17 protein-coding genes are annotated in these 19976 nt (G+C 68.8%); 9 read left to right on the top strand and 8 right to left on the bottom strand.

Annotated features, from left to right (window positions below):
- Positions 1–139: 139 nt before the first annotated feature.
- Together BIU99_RS18885 and BIU99_RS18890 are read right to left on the bottom strand one after the other, a co-directional pair.
- Positions 140–1246 (bottom strand): BMP family protein, encoded by a 1107-nt coding sequence (locus BIU99_RS18885; RefSeq protein ID WP_064294831.1) that lies wholly within the window; start codon positions 1244–1246, stop codon positions 140–142.
- Between the two features lie 296 nt (positions 1247–1542).
- Positions 1543–3249: an ABC-F family ATP-binding cassette domain-containing protein gene (locus BIU99_RS18890; protein WP_254773656.1), complete on the bottom strand. Its 1707-nt coding sequence runs from the start codon at positions 3247–3249 to the stop codon at positions 1543–1545.
- Positions 3250–3512: 263 nt separating this feature from the next.
- Here BIU99_RS18890 and BIU99_RS18895 point away from each other — a divergent pair, with 263 nt between their 5' ends.
- Positions 3513–4523, top strand: a complete 1011-nt coding sequence (locus tag BIU99_RS18895; protein ID WP_064294829.1) for a hypothetical protein — start codon at positions 3513–3515, stop codon at positions 4521–4523.
- Between the two features lie 40 nt (positions 4524–4563).
- Here BIU99_RS18895 and BIU99_RS18900 read toward each other — a convergent pair whose 3' ends face one another.
- The gene (locus BIU99_RS18900; protein WP_064294828.1) at positions 4564–5052 is read right to left on the bottom strand and encodes a hypothetical protein; all 489 of its coding nucleotides are present in this window, start codon (positions 5050–5052) and stop codon (positions 4564–4566) included.
- A 12-nt stretch (positions 5053–5064) separates the two neighbouring features.
- Positions 5065–6180 carry a mannose-1-phosphate guanylyltransferase gene (locus BIU99_RS18905; RefSeq protein WP_064294827.1) on the bottom strand — a complete coding sequence of 372 codons (1116 nt, stop codon included), beginning with the start codon at positions 6178–6180 and terminating at the stop codon, positions 5065–5067.
- A gap of 107 nt (positions 6181–6287) precedes the next feature.
- On the opposite strand from BIU99_RS18905, the gene corA reads away from it, so the two are divergent.
- The 5 genes from corA (at position 6288) to BIU99_RS18930 (ending at position 11080) form a co-directional block, all read left to right on the top strand.
- Positions 6288–7412 carry a magnesium/cobalt transporter CorA gene (gene corA / locus BIU99_RS18910; RefSeq protein ID WP_071262530.1) on the top strand — a complete coding sequence of 375 codons (1125 nt, stop codon included), beginning with the start codon at positions 6288–6290 and terminating at the stop codon, positions 7410–7412.
- Between the two features lie 194 nt (positions 7413–7606).
- Positions 7607–8035 carry a succinate dehydrogenase, cytochrome b556 subunit gene (gene sdhC, locus BIU99_RS18915; protein ID WP_255376691.1) on the top strand — a complete coding sequence of 143 codons (429 nt, stop codon included), beginning with the start codon at positions 7607–7609 and terminating at the stop codon, positions 8033–8035.
- Positions 8035–8481 carry a succinate dehydrogenase hydrophobic membrane anchor subunit gene (locus tag BIU99_RS18920; protein ID WP_064294824.1) on the top strand — a complete coding sequence of 149 codons (447 nt, stop codon included), beginning with the start codon at positions 8035–8037 and terminating at the stop codon, positions 8479–8481. Before sdhC ends, BIU99_RS18920 begins: the two co-directional genes overlap by 1 nt.
- 26 nt (positions 8482–8507) lie before the next feature.
- Positions 8508–10310: a succinate dehydrogenase flavoprotein subunit gene (gene sdhA / locus BIU99_RS18925; RefSeq protein WP_071262531.1), complete on the top strand. Its 1803-nt coding sequence runs from the start codon at positions 8508–8510 to the stop codon at positions 10308–10310.
- Between the two features lie 2 nt (positions 10311–10312).
- Positions 10313–11080 carry a succinate dehydrogenase iron-sulfur subunit gene (locus BIU99_RS18930; RefSeq protein ID WP_064294822.1) on the top strand — a complete coding sequence of 256 codons (768 nt, stop codon included), beginning with the start codon at positions 10313–10315 and terminating at the stop codon, positions 11078–11080.
- An 84-nt stretch (positions 11081–11164) separates the two neighbouring features.
- Here the strand turns inward: BIU99_RS18930 and ptsP are convergent, their stop codons facing one another.
- Entirely contained in the window at positions 11165–12823 is a 1659-nt protein-coding gene (ptsP, locus tag BIU99_RS18935) for a phosphoenolpyruvate--protein phosphotransferase (RefSeq protein WP_064294821.1), read from the bottom strand.
- A 57-nt stretch (positions 12824–12880) separates the two neighbouring features.
- Here ptsP and BIU99_RS18940 point away from each other — a divergent pair, with 57 nt between their 5' ends.
- The 3 genes from BIU99_RS18940 (at position 12881) to trpS (ending at position 16118) form a co-directional block, all read left to right on the top strand.
- Positions 12881–14188 carry a YihY/virulence factor BrkB family protein gene (locus tag BIU99_RS18940; RefSeq protein WP_071262532.1) on the top strand — a complete coding sequence of 436 codons (1308 nt, stop codon included), beginning with the start codon at positions 12881–12883 and terminating at the stop codon, positions 14186–14188.
- Between the two features lie 9 nt (positions 14189–14197).
- Entirely contained in the window at positions 14198–15043 is an 846-nt protein-coding gene (locus BIU99_RS18945; RefSeq protein ID WP_064294819.1) for an exodeoxyribonuclease III, read from the top strand.
- Between the two features lie 70 nt (positions 15044–15113).
- Entirely contained in the window at positions 15114–16118 is a 1005-nt protein-coding gene (gene trpS / locus BIU99_RS18950) for a tryptophan--tRNA ligase (protein ID WP_079002883.1), read from the top strand.
- Positions 16119–16177: 59 nt separating this feature from the next.
- On the opposite strand, the gene BIU99_RS18955 is transcribed toward trpS, so the two are convergent.
- From BIU99_RS18955 to BIU99_RS18965, 3 genes are all read right to left on the bottom strand, one after another.
- Complete coding sequence (locus BIU99_RS18955; protein WP_217635032.1) at positions 16178–16855, bottom strand: hypothetical protein; 678 nt, start codon at positions 16853–16855, stop codon at positions 16178–16180.
- 674 nt (positions 16856–17529) lie between these two features.
- Positions 17530–19044: a glycerol kinase GlpK gene (gene glpK / locus BIU99_RS18960; protein WP_064294818.1), complete on the bottom strand. Its 1515-nt coding sequence runs from the start codon at positions 19042–19044 to the stop codon at positions 17530–17532.
- Between the two features lie 101 nt (positions 19045–19145).
- On the bottom strand, positions 19146–19898 hold the full coding sequence (locus BIU99_RS18965) for an MIP/aquaporin family protein (protein WP_079002885.1): 753 nt from the start codon (positions 19896–19898) through the stop codon (positions 19146–19148).
- Between the last annotated feature and the right edge of the window lie 78 nt (positions 19899–19976).

Consider the following 19976-nt stretch of genomic DNA (forward strand, 5'->3'; position numbering starts at 1 on the left):
GGTCCCAATCTAGTCACGTGTCGGATGTCGGCACAGGCGGTCGGGATCGCCGTCCGACCGTGCCGCGGACAAAGCGGGGGGAGGTCGCGGATCGCGACCTCCCCCCGGAGTCCCGGGCGATGGCCCGGGTGAAGAGGGACTACTTGACGGGCGAGGAGACCGAGGTCGCCTTGATGGAACCGTCGATGATCCCCTGCTTGATCGTGTCGAGTTCGTCGGCCAGGGTCGGGGAGACCTTGGACTCGAAGTCGTGGAACGGCGCGATGCCGACGCCCTCGTTCTCGAGGGTGCCGATGTACGCGGCGGCGTCGAACTTGCCGCCACCCGCCTCGGTCACGACGTCGCCGACGCCGGCCTTCATGTCCTTCAGGACGGAGGTGAGGAAGAGGTTGCCGGTGTCCGCGTTCGTGACGAACAGGTCGGCGTCGACACCGACCATCGCGATGTCCTTACCGGTCTCCTGGATCTCGGCGATCGCGCTCAGGAAGATCGGGCCACCGACGGGCATGAGCACATCGGCGTTCTGGTCGATGAGCGTGCGGGCGAGCTGCTTCGCGGTGTCGTTGGCCTCGAAGCCACCGGTGAACGAACCGGTCTGAGCGGCGACGTCCCAACCGACGACCTGGACGCTCTTGCCCTTCTGCTCGTTGTAGTACGCGACGCCCTCGGCGAAGCCGTCCATGAAGATCTGGACGGACGGGAAGGGCTGGCCGCCGAAGGTGCCGACGACGCCGGTCTTCGAGTAGTCGGCCGCTGCGTAGCCGGCGAGGAAGGCGGCCTGGACAGTGTCGAACAGGATCGGCTTGATGTTCGGGGCGTCGACCTTGCCGTCGAAGTCGTTGTCGGCGGCGTCGTCGATGATCGCGTAGTCGATGTCGGGGTTCGCGAGTGCGGCCGTGACGGTGTCGGCGGAGAGGGCGAAGCCGACGCTGACGATGAGCGAGCAGCCCTGGTCGGCCAGGCTCTGCAGGTTCGGCTTGTAGTCGTCGGCCTTGTCGGACTGGACGGTGATGGGCTCGACGCCGAGCTCCTTCGCCGCCTCGGTCAGACCCTCGTAGCCGAGCTGGTTGAACGACTTGTCGGTGAAGCCACCGGCGTCGGAGACCATGCACGGGAGGAAGTCGGATGCGGCACCGGTCGAGTCGCCGTCGCCGGTGCTGGGAGCCGATGCGCAGCCGGCGAGCAGTGCCATGAGACCGACGCCGGCGATTGCGCCCGCAGCGGCCTTCCGAGTTGAGATTGCCAAGGTAGCCTCCAAGATGCAGCCCCGCGGGTCACGGGGCGTATGGGGTTACGTTACCCAATGCGACGACTGCCGGACGGACGATCCCGGCTTCGCGACCGAAGCGTTACAGAACGGTGGCACCGGCGTCATCCGCCGGAAACACGGCGATGCGCAGACGCGCATCACCGGACCGCGCTCCTGCGCACGTGAGCGCGGAGCGACCCCGTCGACGGGCGCCTTGCGCTCCGGGTAGCTGCGGTTCCGACCTGGGCACCGAGCGCGGCTCGGTGCCCAGGCAGGACCGACCGGGATCCCGGTCAGCGGCGGTCCAGCATCAGGGTGTCGCCGGTCCAGCGCCGACGGAGCCACCGGTCGTGGCTCGCGATGACGACCGCACCCGGGTAATCGCCCAGCGCGTCCTCGAGCTCCGTCGCGAGCGCGAGCGACAGATGGTTCGTCGGCTCGTCCAGGAGGAACAGATGCGGAGGCCTCGCGATGATGAGCGCCAAGGCCAGACGGCGCTGCTGCCCGACGGAGAGCCGACCGATCGGACGGTCGAGATCGCGAAGCGCCAGGAGCCCGAGACCCGCGAGCGGGGTGCGCGCTGCACGCGCCTCGCCGAGCGTCCGGTCGTAGACCTCCCGAGGTGATCGATCCGCCTCCGGGAACGCGACGTCCTGCTCGAGGAGCCCCACCCGGAGCCCCTTCCGCCGGAGGAGGGTCCCCGCATCGAGACGCAGCGAACCGGCGAGCACCGACAGGAGCGTCGACTTCCCCGAACCGTTCGCCCCGGTGACCAGCACGCGCGACCGGGGCGCCAGCTGCAGGCGTTCGAGGTGCAGCCGGCCGTCGACGCGGGCGTCGGCGAGGTCGAGCAGCTGCTCCCCCTCGTCGAGGACCGTCGAGCCGCTCGGGATCCCTGCGAACGAGAGTTGGCGAGGCGGGCGCCGCACCTGCTCGCGCTCGAGGACCTCGAGTCTGAGCTGCGCGTTCCGCACCCGCCGACTGATCTGCTGCTCGACGCGGTCGCCTCGCATGCCGAACGCCATCCGGTTGTTGTCGCGGATGCCCCGATCGTGGTTGATCCGCGGGGCCACGTCGTGCACCGCGGACGCGAGCCGTCGCAGCTCGGCCTGCTCCTCCTCGTAACGCGTCGACCACCGGTCGAGTTCTGCGGCCTTCCAGCCGAGATACCCACTGAACGGCCCGCCGAACTCCACGACGCCGGACGCCTCGCCGACGGGGACCGGTCGGGACGGATCGATGTCGACGAGCCCCGTCGCCACCTCGTCGAGGAAGGCACGGTCGTGGCTCGCGAAGAGCACCGGCCCCGGCCACTCCGACAGGTGGGAGCGGAGGAAGGCGACCGCCTCGTCGTCCAGATGGTTGGTCGGCTCGTCGAGCAGCAGTGCGGTCGGTCTGGCGACGAGGAGCGCGGCGAGCGCGAAGCGGGATCGCTGTCCTCCGCTCACCTCACCGAGTCGTCGCGACCGTTCGATCGCGGCGATGCCGAGGCCGTCGACGACCGCGTCCAACCGGGCGTCCGCCGTCCAGACGTCCGCGCGTTCCGCCGCATCGAGCGCGGCGGCGTACCGCTGCTCGGCGGAACCGTCACCGGCGGTACCCCGCTCACCGAGTGACGCCGCCGACGTCTCGAGCTCCCGCTCGACGGCGCGGACCTCGCCGAGCGCCTGCTCCAGCAGCTCGCCGACCGTCGTGTCCCCCGGGAGTTCGAGTTCCTGCATGAGGATGCCGGTGCGCACCGGGCGGACGGCCTCGCCGTCGTCCGGCTCGTCGATCCCGGCGAGGATGCGCAGCAGCGTGGACTTCCCCGCGCCGTTCTCGCCGATCAGGCCGAGACGGTCCCCGGCCGACACGACGAGGTCGACGTCGCGCAACACGACGCGGTCGCCGTAGGAGCGGGTGACGCCGTCGGCGCGGAGCTGCTGGATGTCGATGGATCGCCCGAACCTCGAAGCGGTGCGGCGGTGGACTGGTGTCGCGTGGGTCATGGGTGCTCGCATGGAGGCCCCTTTCGAGATGGGGCACGCCGCGTACGGTCGTCGTCCGACACGTCGGGAGCGAGCGCTGGGCTCGAACTCCTGGGCGGACCTGGAAGCGTCTGGCGTACCTCGATGGATTCCCGCCGGGCACATCACGCTCGTGATGGTCTGCCGCAGGCGCGGGACGTCGATTCGCTCAGTTCTTCACAGTGCCTTCAGGCTATCCGTCGGTTGTCGGCCGCCGCAAGCCCTGCACGTCACCGGTCCCGATTAGGCTGGTCGTCATGCGTGCTCCGTCGGTCCCCTCGCCCGCGCGGCGTCGCCGTGCGCATCGATCGACCGCGGCCTGGCTGCTCGCCGCGCTCGGCATCGGTGCGCTCGTCGCACTCGGCGCACTGCCGACCACGCCGGCGACCGCGGCCGCTGCGAGCTCGCAGCTGAGCCGGACGCAGACGACGCCGACGCCCACCCCGAGTCCCTCGCCGACCACGCCCTCGACGGCGACCCCGAAGCCGACGAAGCCGGCCACGCCGGCCCCCGGCAAGCCCACCCAGCCGGCGCAGCCCACGGTCCGCGGCACGGACTTCGACCCGGGCGAGATCATCAGCGACGCGAACTTCTACGACGCGAACGCCATGAGCGAGGCTGACGTCCAGGCGTTCTTCGCCTCCCAGCCCTGTACCCCGAAAGACGGCGTGCCGTGCCTGGCGGACTTCCGTGCCAGCACCGAGTCCGTCCCGGCGGCCGAGCCCGGACACTGCGAGGCCTACCGCGGTGCCGTGAACGAGTCGGCGGCGAGGATCGTCGCGAAGGTCGCCCACGCGTGCGGGATCAACCCCAAGGTGCTGCTCGTCCTCATGCAGAAGGAGCAGTCGCTCATCACCGGGCCGAGCGAATACGGCTACGCGCGCGCCATGGGCTGGGGCTGTCCCGACACCGGCCCGAACTTCAGCGCGAGCTGCGACGCGGACTACTTCGGGTTCCAGAACCAGGTCTACCGTTCCGCATGGCAGTTCCGGCAGTACACGCTGTACCCGCTCAACGTGCCGGGTGAGTCCTACCAGCGGGCGTATCACCTGGGATCGGTCTACATCCAGTACAGCCCCGACGCTGCCTGCGGCGGCACCCAGGTCGACATCCGCAACCAGGCGACGGCCAACCTCTACCTCTACACGCCGTACCAACCGAACCCCGCAGCCCTCGCGAACGTCTCGGGCACGGGCGACGCCTGCAGCGCCTACGGCAACCGCAACTTCTGGCGGCTCTACACGGAGTGGTTCGGCCCCGCGATCTGATCGCCCCGTCGGTCCGCCCGTTCTCGGGCGAACTGACGGGTCACTCGCCGATGAGGAGTGAGACGCGGTCGTCGAGGTAGGCGTCGAGCGGGGTGAGCCCGAGGTCGTGCCCGGCCCAGCGGAGCATGACCGTGTCGTCGACGAGGCGCAACGGACCCGAACCCTCCCGGAGTGACGCCTCGTCCAGCGCGAGCTCGACGACCTCGAAGTTGACGACGTCGCCTTCGGCGAACGGGCCGCGGTGCGCCGCCTGCTGCGCGATCCGACGGTGCTCGACCTCAGAGGAGCGGTGGTTGAACCACTTCGGCTCCACCGCCCGAGTGGACTCGGCCGCGGTGAAGAGGCGACCGTCGGCCGAGAGCAGGACGACCCCGAGGCGCCACGCCCGGCCGATCGGCCGCAGCGCGGGTGCCCGCTTCACGAGCGGGAGTCCGCGAGGTGTGTAGACCTCCGCCAGAGCCTCGTCACGGACGCCTGCGGCCTGGAGACGCGCGGCCGCCTGCAGGAGCAGCTCGCGCAGCGCGGTCACCGCGGTCGCCGATCAGAGGACGTCGTCGCGACCGGACAGCTTGAGGGCGTCGACGACGCTCTTCACCCGCTGCGCGTTGGCACTCGTGGTGACGAGCAGGGCGTCCGGGGTGTCGACGACGACGATGTCCTGCACGCCGATGAGGCTGATGACCCGACCGGTCTGGCTGACGACGATGCCGCTGGAAGCGTCCGAGAGCACGCGCGCGTTCTCGCCGAGGATGGCGAGGTCGGACTTGCGCCCACCGGAGTTGAGCTTGGCGAGCGAGGCGAAGTCCCCCACGTCGTCCCAGTCGAAGTGCGCCGGCACCACGGCCATGCGACCGGCGGCCGCGGCGGGCTCCGCCACGGAGTAGTCGATCGCTATCTTCTCGAGCGCCGGCCAGACGCGGTCGACGACCGGTCCGCGGGCCGCCGCGTCGTCCCAGACCTCGGCGAGTTCGAGGAGGCCGGCCAGGAGTTCGGGTTTCTGTCGGCCGATCTCCTCGAGCAGGACGTCTGCCCGCGAGATGAACATCCCGGCGTTCCAGAGGTGCTCGCCGCTCGAGACGTACCGCTTGGCCGTGGCGAGGTCGGGCTTCTCGACGAAGGAGTCGACCAGCATGACCCCTTCGGCTCCGCGGATGCCGAGGTCGCGGGCGCTCTTGATGTAGCCGAACCCGATGGCGGGCTCCGTGGGCTGGATGCCGATCGTGACGATGTAGCGCTCCTCGGCGGCCGTGACGGCCTGGGCGACCGCGGCGCGGAACAGCCGGTCGCCGCGGATCACGTGGTCGGCGGCGAACGAGCCGACGATGACGTCGGGTTCGCGGCGGACGAGGATCGCTGCGGCGAGCCCGATCGCGGCGGTCGAGTCGCGCGGCTCGCTCTCGAGGACCACGTTGGCGTCGGCGAGGTCGGGCAGCTGCTGTTCGACGGCCGCGCGGTGCGCACGCCCGGTGACGACCATGATGCGCTGGTCACCGGCGATCGGCGCGAGGCGGTCCCAGGTCGCGCGCAACAGCGTGCTGCCGGAGCCGGTGAGGTCGTGCAGGAACTTGGGTGCGTCGGCTCGCGAGAGCGGCCAGAGACGACTGCCGATGCCGCCGGCCGGGATCACTGCGTAGAAGCGTTCGAGGGGCGTGGTCATCCCCCGAGCGTACCGCCAGGCTCCACCCTGAGGACGACGGCACGGAAGCGTCATCTGACGGGTTTACGATGAGCGCCAGATCGAGCATGAGAAAGAACGGTACGAGCATGGCTGGACGCAACGTCCTCGGGATCCCGATCCCGTCCTTCGGCAGCAAACAGGCTCCCCCGGTCCCCGTCGGTCCGCCGGACGCAGCGGACCTCGACGGCCGCAACAGCATCGTCAACGCCTGCATCTACCGCCACGGATCCCGCAGCTCGACGCTCACCTCGCTCGAGGACACCTTCCGCGCACTCCATGAGACCCCGGACGGCGTCGCGTGGATCGGGCTCTACCGGCCCGACGCGGGCGAGCTCGGCGTCCTGGCGGCGGAGTTCGGTCTCCACCCGCTCGCCGTCGAGGACGCCATCACCGCGCACCAGCGGCCGAAGATCGAGCGGTACGACGACGTCCTGTTCGTCGTCCTCCGGGCCGCCAACTACGTCGACGAGACCGAGACCGTCGAGTTCGGCGAGTTGCACGTCTTCGTCGGCCCGAACTTCGTCATCACGCTGCGGCACGCCGAGTCCCCCGACCTCTCGCACGTGCGGGCGCGGATGGAGCAGGAGCACGAACTCCTCGCCTACGGTCCGCAGGCCATCCTGTACGCCATCATCGACGCCGTCGTCGACGGCTACGGTCCGGTGGTCGCCGGGCTCTCGAACGACATCGACGAGATCGAGGAGCAGGTCTTCGTCGGCGAGTCCCAGGTCTCCCGCCGGATCTACCAGCTCTCCCGCGAGGTCATCGCCTTCGAGCGGGCGACGCACCCGCTCAGCGATGTGATGCTGTCGCTCGAACAGGGCAGCGCGAAGTACGGTGTCGCCGACGAACTGCAACGCGGCCTCCGCGACGTCGCCGACCACCTCACGAGCGTCAACCAGCGGATCGACGCCTACCGGGAGCTGTTGCGCGACATCCTGACCGTGAACAGCACCCTCGTCGGTCAACGCCAGAACGAGGAGATGGCGAAGATGACCGAGGCGAGCCTCAAGCAGGGCGACGAGGTGAAGAAGATCTCCTCCTGGGCCGCCATCCTGTTCGGCCCGAGTCTCATCGCGGGGATCTACGGCATGAACTTCACCCACATGCCGGAGTTGTCATGGTGGTTCGGCTACCCGATGGCGCTCGCGCTCATGGCCACCACGAGCGTCATCCTCTACAAGGTGTTCAAACGTCGGAACTGGTTGTGAACACCCGGTGTCGCCCGGTCGTCGCGCAGATGTCCGGCCTCTCTCGACGTCGAGACAGTTAGGCCAGCCTTAGCGGCGGGACGGCGCATCCCCCGCCTACACTTGGTCCAGCGCGCCGATTCGACGCACGGCAGGCAACAACCCCCGCACGGCAGAACGATCTGCCGCAGATAGCGACTATCAGGGAGGACCTCGTGACCGCGAGTCTCACGCGAACGTCACCGTTGGAATCCACGACATCCAAACGCCCGGCCGGCACCCTGTACCGGGGCCGTGAGGGCATGTGGTCGTGGGTGCTCCACCGGATCACCGGCGTCGCCATCTTCTTCTTCCTCCTCGTGCACGTCCTCGACACCGCGCTGGTGCGGGTCTCCCCCGAGGCGTACAACGCGGTCATCGGCACGTACAAGAACCCCATCATGGGGCTCGGTGAGGTCGCGCTCGTCGCCGCCATCGCCTACCACGCGTACAACGGCATCCGCATCATCCTCATCGACTTCTGGTCGAAGGGCACCAAGTACCAGCGGCCCATGTTCTGGATCGTCATCGGTCTCTGGGTCGTGACGATGCTGGGCTTCACGCCGCGCCACCTGATCAACGTGTTCAGCGAGATGGGCCACTGATGACGACGATCGCCGCTCCCCGCACCCCCGCTCGCCCCGCGCGCCGCAAGGGCGTCAACTGGGAGAAGTGGGGCTGGATCTACATGCGCGTCTCCGGCGTGATCCTGCTGGTCCTCATCTTCGGCCACCTGTTCGTCAACCTCATGGTGGGTGACGGCATCAAGGCCATCGACTTCGCCTTCGTCGGCGGCAAGCTCTCGAACCCCTTCTGGCAGTGGTGGGACGTCGCCATGTTGTGGCTCGCGCTGATCCACGGCGGCAACGGCATGCGCACCATCGTCAACGACTACGCCACGGGTCGCACGATCCGCGGCGTCCTCAAGGTCGCGATCCTCGCCGCCGTCACCATCCTCATCATCCTCGGGACCCTGGTCGTCTTCACCTTCGACCCGTGCCCCGCCGGCGCACCTGCAGACCTGCTCGCGTCGTTCTGCCCCGCCAACTGAGCAACCGAGACCGAGCAACGGAAACCGTGACTACAGAAACCACCGAGTCCACCGTCATCGACGGCATCCACTACCACCAGTTCGACATCGTGATCGTCGGTGCCGGCGGTGCCGGCATGCGCGCCGCGATCGAGGCCGGCCCCGGAGCGAAGACGGCCGTCATCTCCAAGCTCTACCCGACGCGGTCCCACACGGGAGCGGCGCAGGGCGGTATGGCCGCTGCGCTCGCGAACGTCGAGGAGGACAGCTGGGAGTGGCACACCTTCGACACCATCAAGGGCGGCGACTACCTCGTCGACCAGGATGCTGCGGAGATCCTCGCGAAGGAGGCCATCGACGCGGTCATCGACCTCGAGAACATGGGTCTGCCGTTCAACCGCACCCCCGAGGGCAAGATCGACCAGCGTCGCTTCGGCGGCCATACCCGCGACCACGGCAAGGCTCCGGTCCGCCGCGCCTGCTACGCGGCAGACCGCACCGGCCACATGATCCTGCAGACGCTGTTCCAGAACTGCGTCCGCCTCGGCATCAACTTCTTCAACGAGTACTACGCACTCGACCTGATCATGACGAACGTCGACGGCGTCGACAAGCCGTCCGGTGTGGTCGCGTACGAGCTCTCCACCGGCGAGATCCACGTCTTCCAGGCGAAGGCGGTCATCTTCGCCACCGGTGGCTTCGGCAAGATCTACAAGACGACCTCGAACGCCCACACCCTCACGGGCGACGGCGTCGGGATCATCTGGCGCAAGGGTCTCCCGCTCGAGGACATGGAGTTCTTCCAGTTCCACCCCACCGGCCTCGCCGGTCTCGGCATCCTCCTCACCGAGGGAGCCCGAGGCGAGGGTGCGATCCTCCGGAACGCGAGCGGTGAACGCTTCATGGAGCGGTACGCGCCGACCATCAAGGACCTCGCCCCGCGAGACATCGTCGCGCGCTGCATGGTCCAGGAGGTCGCGGAAGGCCGCGGTGCCGGACCGAACAAGGACTACGTCTACCTCGACTGCACCCACCTCGGTGCCGAGGTCCTCGAGACCAAGCTGCCCGACATCACCGAGTTCGCGCGCACCTACCTCGGCGTCGACCCGGTGACGGAGCCCGTCCCGGTCATGCCGACGGCGCACTACGCCATGGGCGGCATCCCGACGAACGTCAAGGCCGAGGTCCTGAGCGACAACAACACCGTCGTCCCCGGCCTGTACGCGGCCGGCGAGTGCGCGTGCGTGTCCGTCCACGGCTCGAACCGACTCGGCACGAACTCCCTCCTCGACATCAACGTGTTCGGCAAGCGCGCCGGCAACAACGCCGTCGAGTACGTCCAGAGCGTCGACTTCACGCCCCTGCCCGAGAACCCCGCCGGTTTCGTCTCCGGCCTCGTCGAGCAGATGCGGAACTCCAACGGCACCGAGCGGATCTCCACGATCCGCAAGGAACTCCAGGAGGAGATGGACCGCAACGCCCAGGTGTTCCGGACGGACGAGTCCCTCGCCGGCGTCACCGCCACCATCCACAACCTGCGCGAGCGGTACCAGAACATCGCCGTCCAGGACAAGGGCAAGCGTTTCAACACCGACCTCCTCGAGGCGATCGAGCTGGGCTTCCTGCTCGACCTCGCCGAGGTCGTCGTCTACTCCGCTCGCAACCGTCAGGAGAGCCGTGGCGGTCACATGCGCGACGACTACCCGAAGCGTGACGACGAGAACTACATGAAGCACACGATGGCGTACCTGTCCGGCGACCCGCACTCGTCCGACGCGGCCGACCACATCCGGCTCGACTGGAAGCCCGTGGTCATCACGCGGTACCAGCCGATGGAGAGGAAGTACTAGCGATGAGCACTGCAACGCTCGAGAACCCGCCGGCCGCGGCACCGGAGGAGATCCAGTCCTTCACGGTCACCCTGATCATCCGTCGGTTCGACCCGGACGTGGACGCCGAGCCGCGCTGGGAGGACTTCGACGTCGAGATGTTCCCGACGGACCGCATCCTGGACGCGCTCCACAAGATCAAGTGGGAACAGGACGGGACCCTCACCTTCCGTCGCTCCTGCGCACACGGCATCTGCGGCTCCGACGCCATGCGGATCAACGGCCGGAACCGCCTCGCCTGCAAGACGCTGATCAAGGACCTCGACATCTCGAAGCCGATCTACGTCGAGGCGATCAAGGGTCTGCCGCTCGAGAAGGACCTCGTCGTCGACATGGACCCCTTCTTCGCGTCGTTCCGCGAGGTGCAGCCGTTCCTCATGCCCGGCAAGCCCGCGGAGAAGAACAAGGAGCGCGTGCAGTCGGTCGCCGAGCGTGCCCGCTTCGACGACACCACGAAGTGCATCCTGTGCGCCGCGTGCACCTCGTCGTGCCCGGTCTTCTGGACCGACGGCCAGTACTTCGGCCCGGCGGCGATCGTGAACGCGCACCGCTTCATCTTCGACTCCCGCGACGACGCCTCGCAGGTCCGCCTGGACATCCTGAACGACCAGGAGGGCGTGTGGCGCTGCCGCACCACCTTCAACTGCACCGAGGCGTGCCCCCGCGGCATCCAGGTCACGCAGGCGATCGCCGAGGTCAAGCAGGCCATGATCTCCGGCAAGGTCTCCTAGCCCACACCCGGTTCATCCGTCCGGCCCAGCGCACCGCGCTGGGCCGGACGTGTTCGTGCGAGAAGATCCGCGCGTCGAGCGACGTCAGGCCAGCGCGGCAGCTCTCGCTTCAGCAGGCGACGCGGCGCTCAGGGCGTCCATCGCCATGGCGCGAGCCGCCTCGAGCGTGTAGCGGCGCAGCTCGCTCCGGACGTCGCCGAGCGCGGCCGGGGTGACCGAGAGACTCGTCGCCCCGAGGCCGACGAGCACGACCGCGAGGGCCGGATCCGCTGCCGCCTCCCCACAGACGCCGATCGAGCGCCCTGAGGCGAGACCGGCGTCGCCGACGAGCTTGACGAGCCGCAGCACGGCCGGGTGCCACGGATCCTGGTACGAGCCAAGGGGCCCGAGGAGACGGTCCGCCGCGAGTGTGTACTGCGACAGATCGTTGGTCCCGATGCTCACGAAGTCCGCGACCCCGAGGATCTGCGCGGCGAGCAGTGCACTCGACGGCACCTCGATCATCGCCCCGACCGTGCGCAGCCCGAGCCGTTTGGCGAGGGTCACGAACGCCGCGGCTTCGGGAAGGTCGGCGATCATCGGGGCCATCACCCAGAGGTCCGCCTCGTGGGCGTCCTGTGCGAGCGCGAGCGCCGTGAGCTGGTCTCGGAGCACCTCGTCATGAGCGCGGAGCGCCCGGATGCCCCGCACCCCGAGCGCCGGATTGGGCTCGGCGTCGTCCGGTCGGAGGAAGGCGAGCGGCTTGTCGGCTCCGGCGTCGAATACCCGGACGACGACGCGCTTCCCCGGGAACGCCGCGAGCAACTCGCCGTAGCGGTCAGCCTGTTCGGCGACGCCAGGCGCCTCCGCGCGATCGAGGAAGAGGAGCTCGGTGCGGAACAGCCCGACCCCTTCAGCGCCGAGGGCCAGGGCACCGGGCGCGCCGGCGACGGACCCGAGGTTCGCGAGCAGGGGCACCGGGGTGCCGTCGGCGAGTTCGCCCGGCGAGCGTGGCGAGACCCGCACGCGCTCGGCCGCGGTGGACCGGGCCGACCGCACCTCGCGCTTCGTCGGCGACCCGGTGACGACCCCGGCTCCGGCGTCGACGAGGACGATCTCACCGTCCTCGAACTGCTCGGCTCCGGCGACGCCCACGACGGCGATGAGCGACTGCTCGCGCGCGAGGATGGCCGTGTGCGAGGTCGCCGAGCCGCCACTCGTCACGAGGGCCAGCACCCGATCGAGATCGAGGAGCGCGGCGTCCGCCGGAGCGAGGTCCGCGGCGACGAGGACGAACGGCTCGTCCGACTCGGGCGGGCCGGGGACAGGCCGACCGAGCAACCGCGCGATGACCCGTTGCGAGACGTCGCCGACGTCGGTCGCGCGCGCCGCCATCGGCTCCCCCAGGTTGAAGAGGACCTGCTGGACCGTCGCCAGGGCCTCGAACACGGCGCGCTCCGCGGAACGCCCCGCTGCGATGCGCGTCGCGACGTCCTCCGCGAGCGCCGGATCGTCGGCCATGACCGCCTGCGCTTCGAGCACGTCCTGCGCATGTCCGCCGGCTCGTCGAGCCCGCTCCTCCAGGTCGGCCCGCGTCGCGCTGAGTGCCGCGACGGCACGGGCCTGTTCGAGCGTGACGTCCCCGCCGAACGGGTCGGCACTCGGTTCAGGCAGCGGCTCCGGCATGCGGAGCACGGGACCGGCCACGACGCCGCGTCCGACGCCGGTGCCGGTGAACGTGCGTTGCCCCTCCGCCTCGCGCATGGTTCGACCCTAGTGCACCGCCTCTCCCCCGGTCCGGCCCGCTTGTAGGCTGGTCCGGTGACCAATCCGCGTGCGCCGAGGAAGGACTCCGCCGACGCGCCGGACGTCAGCACCACCCCCAGGGTGCGGCTCCAGCAGACGCCGCCACCGCTGGTGTTCCAGTGGATCCAGAACAGCGAGAACCCGTTCATCCGACGACTCGCGCCCCGCGCGGCGAGAGCGGAACGCGCCACGACGTGGGTCATGCGGTTGAAGCCCTATCGCGTCATCCATCGGTATCTCGCCATGGACGGCAACCTCCTGGCCGCCGGGATCAGCTTCCAGGCCGTCTTCGCCGTGTTCGCAGCGGTCTACGTCGGATTCGCCATCACCGGCATCTGGCTCGGCAACAACGCCGAGGTCTTCCAAGCACTGGTGGAGATCATCAACCGCGCCGTCCCCGGCCTCATCGGCACCGACGGCGAAGGCATCATCGCCGAGGAGCAGTTGTCGAGCGCCTCCCTGCTCGGGTGGACCGGGGTCATCGCCGCCATCGGTCTCATCTGGACGGCGATCGGTTGGTTGTATTACACCCGGCAGGCGGTCCGGTCGATCTTCGCGCTCCCGAAGGTCGCCGCGAGCTTCTTCCTGCTGAAGGTCGTCGACCTCGTCCTGGCGCTCGCCTTCGGCGTCCTCCTCCTCGTCTCCGCGACGCTGTCGGTCGCCAGCACCCAGGCGCTCAGCTGGCTGCTGTCGCTCGTCGGACTGGAGGGCACGTTCTGGGTGACCGTCGGCAGCCGGGTCGTCGGACTGGTCGTCGCGGTCGTCGTGAACCTCGTCACCCTCGGCGCCATGTACCGTGTGCTCAGCCGGATCCGGATCCCGTGGCGCAACCTCTTCGGCGGCGCGCTCCTCGGCAGTCTGGTGCTCTCGCTCCTGAGCGTCGCGAGCAGTGCGGTGATCGCCGGGGCCTCCCGGAACCCGTTGCTCGCGACCTTCGCGGTGTTCATCGGCCTCATGCTGTGGTTCAACCTCGTGAGCCGCGTCATCCTCGCCTCCGCCGCGTGGATCGCCGTGGGTCTCGACGACCAGGGCATCAGTGTGCGCACGACGACACCGGAGGAGCAGGCGGCCGAAGAGCTGGCGGCCAGGAGACTGATCGCCGAGGCGGAACTGCGGGAGGCTCGCGAATCCCTCCGGCGCGCCAAGGGCCCGGCGGTCTGGTTCGCCCGCCGACGCGTGCGGCACGCCGAGGAGGCCTCGGCCGAGCTCATCCGACAGCACGGCGAAGCCCCCGAGTCGCCCGTGGCGGACGCGTCGGACACGCCCCATCGCCGACGCCCGGGCGGACGCCGGGGCCAGGGCGTTGTCGGCCCCCGCGACTAAGCTGGAGGCATGTCTGCACCCCTCCGCATCGCCAGTGTCAACGTCAACGGAGTCCGCGCGGCCTTCCGCAAAGGGATGGGCGACTGGCTCGAAGACCGCGGGGTCGACATCCTCGCCCTGCAGGAGGTCCGCGCCGCGACGAGCGACCTCGAGACGCTGTTCGGACCGGAGTGGAACATCCTGCACGATGCCGCGACCGCCAAGGGGCGCGCAGGCGTCGCGATCGTCAGCCGTCGCTCGGCGGGCATCCACCGCGTCGCCCTCGGAGCCGACGACTTCGACAGCGCGGGTCGTTGGATCGAGGCCGACTTCGACATCGACGGCACCCTCGTCACGGTCGTGAGCACCTACGTCCACTCCGGCGAGGTCGACACCCCCAAGCAGGTCGAGAAGTTCCGCTTCCTCGAGGCGATGCTCGAGCGGCTGCCCGCACTGCGCGAGCACAACCCGCTGTCCCTCGTCGTCGGCGACCTCAACGTGGGCCACACCGAGCTCGACATCAAGAACTGGAAGGGCAACGTCAAGCGTGCCGGCTTCCTGCCCGCCGAACGGTCCTACTTCGACCGCTACCTCGGCCCGGCGGGCGAGCCGGTGACGGGCGTCGACGGCGTGACAGGCACCGGCCTCGGCTGGGTCGACATCGGGCGTCAGTCCGCCGGCCAGGTCCCTGGTCCCTACACCTGGTGGTCCCAGCGCGGCCAGGCCTTCGACACCGACACCGGCTGGCGCATCGACTATCAGCTCGCCACTCCCGAGCTCGCAGCCCTCGCGTCCGGTTACACGATCGACCGGGCTGCGGCATACGACCAGCGATGGTCCGATCACGCCCCCGTCGTCGTCGACTACGCCGTCTGACCACCGGCACCACACCACCCAGACCACCCGTGCCCCGGCTCCGGCCGCTCATCCCTCTGCGAGAACCCACATGACCAAGCCACGCCTGTACTCCGGCATGCAGCCCTCCGCCGACTCGCTCCACCTCGGCAACTACATCGGCGCCCTCCTGCAGTGGAAGCAGATGCAGCAGGAGCACGACGCCTTCTTCAGCATCGTCGACCTGCACGCGATCACGGTGCCGCAGGACCCCGCCGAGCTCCGCGAGAAGACCCGCCGCACGGCCGCCCAGTACATCGCCGCAGGCATCGACCCCTCGGCCTCGACCCTGTACGTGCAGTCGCACGTCCCGGCGCACGCACAGCTCGCCTGGGTGCTGAACACGATCACCGGCATGGGCGAGGCCGCGCGCATGACGCAGTTCAAGGACAAGTCGGCCAAGCACGGGCGCGACGCCTCGTCGGTCGGACTCTTCGCCTACCCGATCCTCATGGCGGCCGACATCCTGCTCTACCAGACCGACATCGTGCCGGTCGGCGACGACCAGCGACAGCACATCGAGCTCACGCGCGACCTCGCCGAGCGGTTCAACGCCCGCTTCGGCGACACCTTCGTCGTCCCGAAGGCGCAGATCCAGAAGGACTCCGCGCGCATCTACGACCTCCAGAACCCGACGTCGAAGATGTCGAAGTCCGCCGAGACCCCGGCGGGGATCATCTGGTTGCTCGACGAGCCGAAGGTCACGCAGAAGAAGATCATGCGTGCGGTCACCGACAACGACGGCGTCATCGCCTTCGACGCACAGGAGAAGCCCGGTGTCTCGAACCTGCTGAGCATCTACTCCGCGATCACCGGCTCCCCCATCGAGGCCGTCGTCGGCGAGTTCGAGGGTCGTGGCTACGGCGACCTCAAGAAGGGCCTCGCCGAGGTCGTCGTCGGCGAACTCGAGCCGGTCCGTGCGCGCGCGCTCGAGCTCCTCGACGACCCCGCCGAGCTCGACCGCCTGCTCGCGGTCAACGCCGCGCGCGCGACCGAGGTCGCCGAGCAGACCCTCGCCGAGGTCTACGACCGCGTCGGACTCCTCCGCCCCGCCTGATCCCGCCGTCCGTTCGCAACTCCTGCTCGTCGCTGTCCGCAAGCCCGCGCCCGCCGCATTCAGCGCGCAGCCCGCGAAGTGCCCGCGCGGTGGGCAGGAGTTGTGCGCACCTCCCCGATCAGACCGTTGATGGCCGCCGCAACGAGGCCGGGCTCGTACACCACATGCTGGTAGAGCGGTCGCAACGTCGTCAGCCCGCGCGAGGCGGCTCTGAGGTCACGGGTGCGGTCTGAGACGGCGTGCGACCACCCCTCATGATGGGCTCGACTGTCGACCTCGATCAACAACGACTCAGCCACCAGGAGATCACCGCGTCCACCCTCCGCCAGGCGGGGCTGCACCTCGTACGACAGACCGAGGCTGCGGACGATCAAGCGCAGGAGTGTCTCCGGACCTGACTCGGCGCGTCCATCGATCAACGCCATGAGCGCACGAAAGCGTTCGGGCACCAGGGCGAAGACTCGACGGAGGTCAGGTTCATCGACCAACCCGAGATGGACCGCGCTGTCGAGCGTCGCAAGTGCCATACGCGGCGCCTGGCACCGGATGGACTGGGCCAGTGCGTCGATGATCGACACGTCGCAGTCGAACGTGCCGCACGGCTGGTCAAGCGGTCTCCAGTGGAGGCTGAACTCCCGTCGATCGCTGGTAGCCAGCCGTCGGTCCTCCGCCCGCGGTCCGCGAAGTCGTGAGGCGCTGCGGTCCACATGCACATGGACCCGGGTGGCGTCGAACACGAACACACCACGGGCGGCCAGGGTGGACAGGCATGCTCGCCTCCCCCCCGATGCGGACTGCGGCACGGATGTCATCGTGCACTCCGGGGAGCGCGTATCGATCGCGCCGCACGCGAACGATCGTTCCGTCGCGCACAGCCTGGGTGATCTCACGCGGTCGCATCCCCTCCTCGAGAAGCGTCGAGCGGGCGAAGATCGTGTGACCAGAAGATGCGCTGTCCATCCATCGATGGTTGGGGCACCGATCGAGCGGGCGGTCACAAGCGATGGCTTCACCGTCGGTCGAGGACTGCCGGAACCCTGTGGAGGAGGGTCACGGCCGGGGCTTCACCGTCGCGCATGGTTCACAACTCCTGCTGGCCACTGGCCGACGCTCAGGATCGGCCCCAGGGAGGCACCACAGCAGCGACGAGCAGGAGTTGTGCGCAGATGGGACACCCATCTCGACGAGATGGGGGCTCGGAGCGAGTCTTGCGGGAGCAGTTCGTCTGCGCAGAACTCCTGCGCCTGACAGGACCGGTCGGCGCGGGCAGGCGGAATGGCGCGGTTGTTCCCATGCCGGTCCTCAAACTGCAGGAGTTCTGCGCAAATGCACCCTTCGGGGGCCGAGCGAGGACGGACGACAGAACGGCCCGCCCTCCGCGAGGAGGACGGGCCGTTCCGGTCGGTCGTGACTACTGCACGTCGTCGTCGACCCAGTCGAAGGTCTTCGTGACGGCCTTCTTCCAGTTGCGGTAGAGGCGGTCGCGCTCTGCGGAGTCCATGTTGGGCTCCCAGCGCTTGTCCTCCTGCCAGTTCTTCGCGAGGTCGTCGAGGTCGGACCAGAAGCCGACGGCGAGACCGGCGGCGTAGGCCGCGCCGAGCGCCGTGGTCTCCGCGACGACCGGTCGGATGACCGGGACACCGAGGATGTCGGCCTGGAACTGCATGAGCGTGTCGTTGGCGGTCATGCCGCCGTCGACCTTGAGCTCCGTCAGCGGGACACCGGAGTCGGCGTTGACGGCGTCGATGACCTCTGCCGTCTGGAACGCCGTCGACTCGAGGGCGGCCCGGGCGATGTGGCCCTTGTTGACGTACCGGGTGAGCCCGACGAGCGCACCGCGGGCGTCCGGACGCCAGTACGGCGCGAACAGCCCGGAGAACGCCGGCACGAAGTACGCGCCACCATTGTCCTCGACGGTCTTGGCGAGCGCCTCGACCTCGGGAGCGGAGGAGAACATGCCGAGGTTGTCGCGCAGCCACTGGACGAGCGAACCGGTCACGGCGATCGAACCCTCGAGCGCGTAGTGCGGCTTCGCGTCGCCGAGCTTGTAGCCGAGCGTCGTCAGCAGACCGTTCTCGGAGTGGACGATCTCCTCACCGGTGTTGAAGATGATGAAGTTACCGGTGCCGTAGGTGTTCTTGGCCTCGCCCTGCTGGAACGCGGCCTGACCGAAGGTCGCCGCCTGCTGGTCGCCGAGGATGCCGGCGATCGGCGTCTCGCGGAGGAGGCTGTCGTCGGACGCGTGGCCGTAGACCTCGGAAGAGCTCTTGATCTCCGGGAGCATCGACTTCGGGACACCGAACGCCTTGAGGATCTCGTCGTCCCACTGCAGGGTCTCGAGGTCCATGAAGAGCGTGCGCGAGGCGTTGGTGACGTCCGTGACGTGCACGCCGCCGTTGACACCACCGGTGAGGTTCCAGATGACCCAGCTGTCGGTCGTGCCGAACAGGAGGTCGCCCGCCTCGGCCTTCTCGCGAGCACCCTCGACGTTCTCGAGGATCCAGACGATCTTGGTGCCGGAGAAGTAGGTCGCCAGCGGCAGGCCGACGGTCTTCTTGAAGCGCTCGACGCCACCGTCCGCAGCGAGGCGGTTCACGATGTCCTGCGTGCGCGTGTCCTGCCAGACGATCGCGTTGTAGACGGGCTGACCGGTGGTCTTGTCCCAGACGACGGCGGTCTCGCGCTGGTTCGTGATGCCGATGGCCGCGATGGCGTGCCTGGTGATGTTGGCCTTGCTGAGCGCCTGGCCGATGACCTCGCGGGTGTTGTTCCAGATCTGGTTCGGGTTGTGCTCGACCCAGCCGGCCTTCGGGAAGATCTGCTCGTGCTCGAGCTGGCCCGTCGAGACGATCGATCCGCTCTTGTCGAAGACGATGGCCCGGGAACTCGTCGTCCCCTGGTCGATTGCGATGACGTAGTCCGCCATTGGATACTCCTTCGTTGCGTGCGTTGCGAGGTGAGGCACCGGAACCGGTGCCCCGGGGTGCCGCGGCGATGATCGTGTCCGGTCACCGCCGCAGCGTCAGATCAGACGGCCGGGAGCAGCACCATCGAGGCGAGGGCCGCGAGGACACCACCGAGCAGAGGACCGACGACCGGCACCCAGGCGTAGGACCAGTCGCTCTTGCCCTTGCCCTTGATGGGGAGGAGGGCGTGGGCGATGCGCGGACCGAGGTCACGTGCCGGGTTGATCGCGTAGCCGGTCGGGCCACCGAGGGAGGCGCCGATACCGACGACGAGCAGGGCGACGGGGAGGGCGCCCAGGGCTGCGAGTCCTCCGGGCACGCCCTCGATGACCACCGCGTCGGGGCCGGTCTTGCCGAAGGACATCACGACGAAGACGAGGACGAAGGTCGCGATGACCTCGGTGACGAGGTTCCAGCCGTAGCTGCGGATCTCCGGACCGGTCGAGAAGACGCCGAGCTTCTTGCCCGGGTCCTCCTCCTGGTCGAAGTGCTGCTTGAAGGCGAAGTACGTCAGCACGGCACCGATGAAGGCACCGACCATCTGCGCCGCCCAGTAGACGAGCGCCGTACCGAAGTCGATCGACCCCGTGGTGAGGAAGCCGATCGTGACGGCGGGGTTCAGGTGTCCGCCGGAGGCGTAGGACACCGTGACGCCGGCGAAGACCGCGAGGCCCCAACCGAAGTTGATCAGCAGCCAGCCGCCACCGAGGCCCTTGGATTTCGTGAGGATCGCCGTGGCGACCACACCGGTACCGAGCAGGACGAGCATCGCCGTCCCCACGGTCTCGGAGAGGAAGATGGTTCCGAGGTTCATGTCTTCATTGACCTTTCATAGGTGTGGCCGTGTGGGGGCCGACGCCGAGGCGCGAGCCCCCGCTGGGCGAGGTTGCAC

It is taken from the genome of Plantibacter sp. MMLR14_011, assembly GCF_001865025.1.
GTDB lineage: Bacteria > Actinomycetota > Actinomycetes > Actinomycetales > Microbacteriaceae > Plantibacter > Plantibacter flavus_A.

Bases quoted from the DNA above. Each gene is read 5' to 3' on its own strand.
- BIU99_RS18890 (WP_254773656.1), bottom strand. From the start codon at position 3,249: ATGCGAGCACCCATGACCCACGCGACACCAGTCCACCGCCGCACCGCT.
- BIU99_RS18895 (WP_064294829.1), top strand. From the start codon at position 3,513: ATGCGTGCTCCGTCGGTCCCCTCGCCCGCGCGGCGTCGCCGTGCGCAT.
- BIU99_RS18905 (WP_064294827.1), bottom strand. From the start codon at position 6,180: ATGACCACGCCCCTCGAACGCTTCTACGCAGTGATCCCGGCCGGCGGC.
- corA (WP_071262530.1), top strand. From the start codon at position 6,288: ATGGCTGGACGCAACGTCCTCGGGATCCCGATCCCGTCCTTCGGCAGC.
- BIU99_RS18920 (WP_064294824.1), top strand. From the start codon at position 8,035: ATGACGACGATCGCCGCTCCCCGCACCCCCGCTCGCCCCGCGCGCCGC.
- BIU99_RS18930 (WP_064294822.1), top strand. From the start codon at position 10,313: ATGAGCACTGCAACGCTCGAGAACCCGCCGGCCGCGGCACCGGAGGAG.
- ptsP (WP_064294821.1), bottom strand. From the start codon at position 12,823: ATGCGCGAGGCGGAGGGGCAACGCACGTTCACCGGCACCGGCGTCGGA.
- BIU99_RS18945 (WP_064294819.1), top strand. From the start codon at position 14,198: ATGTCTGCACCCCTCCGCATCGCCAGTGTCAACGTCAACGGAGTCCGC.
- trpS (WP_079002883.1), top strand. From the start codon at position 15,114: ATGACCAAGCCACGCCTGTACTCCGGCATGCAGCCCTCCGCCGACTCG.
- glpK (WP_064294818.1), bottom strand. From the start codon at position 19,044: ATGGCGGACTACGTCATCGCAATCGACCAGGGGACGACGAGTTCCCGG.
- BIU99_RS18965 (WP_079002885.1), bottom strand. From the start codon at position 19,898: ATGAACCTCGGAACCATCTTCCTCTCCGAGACCGTGGGGACGGCGATG.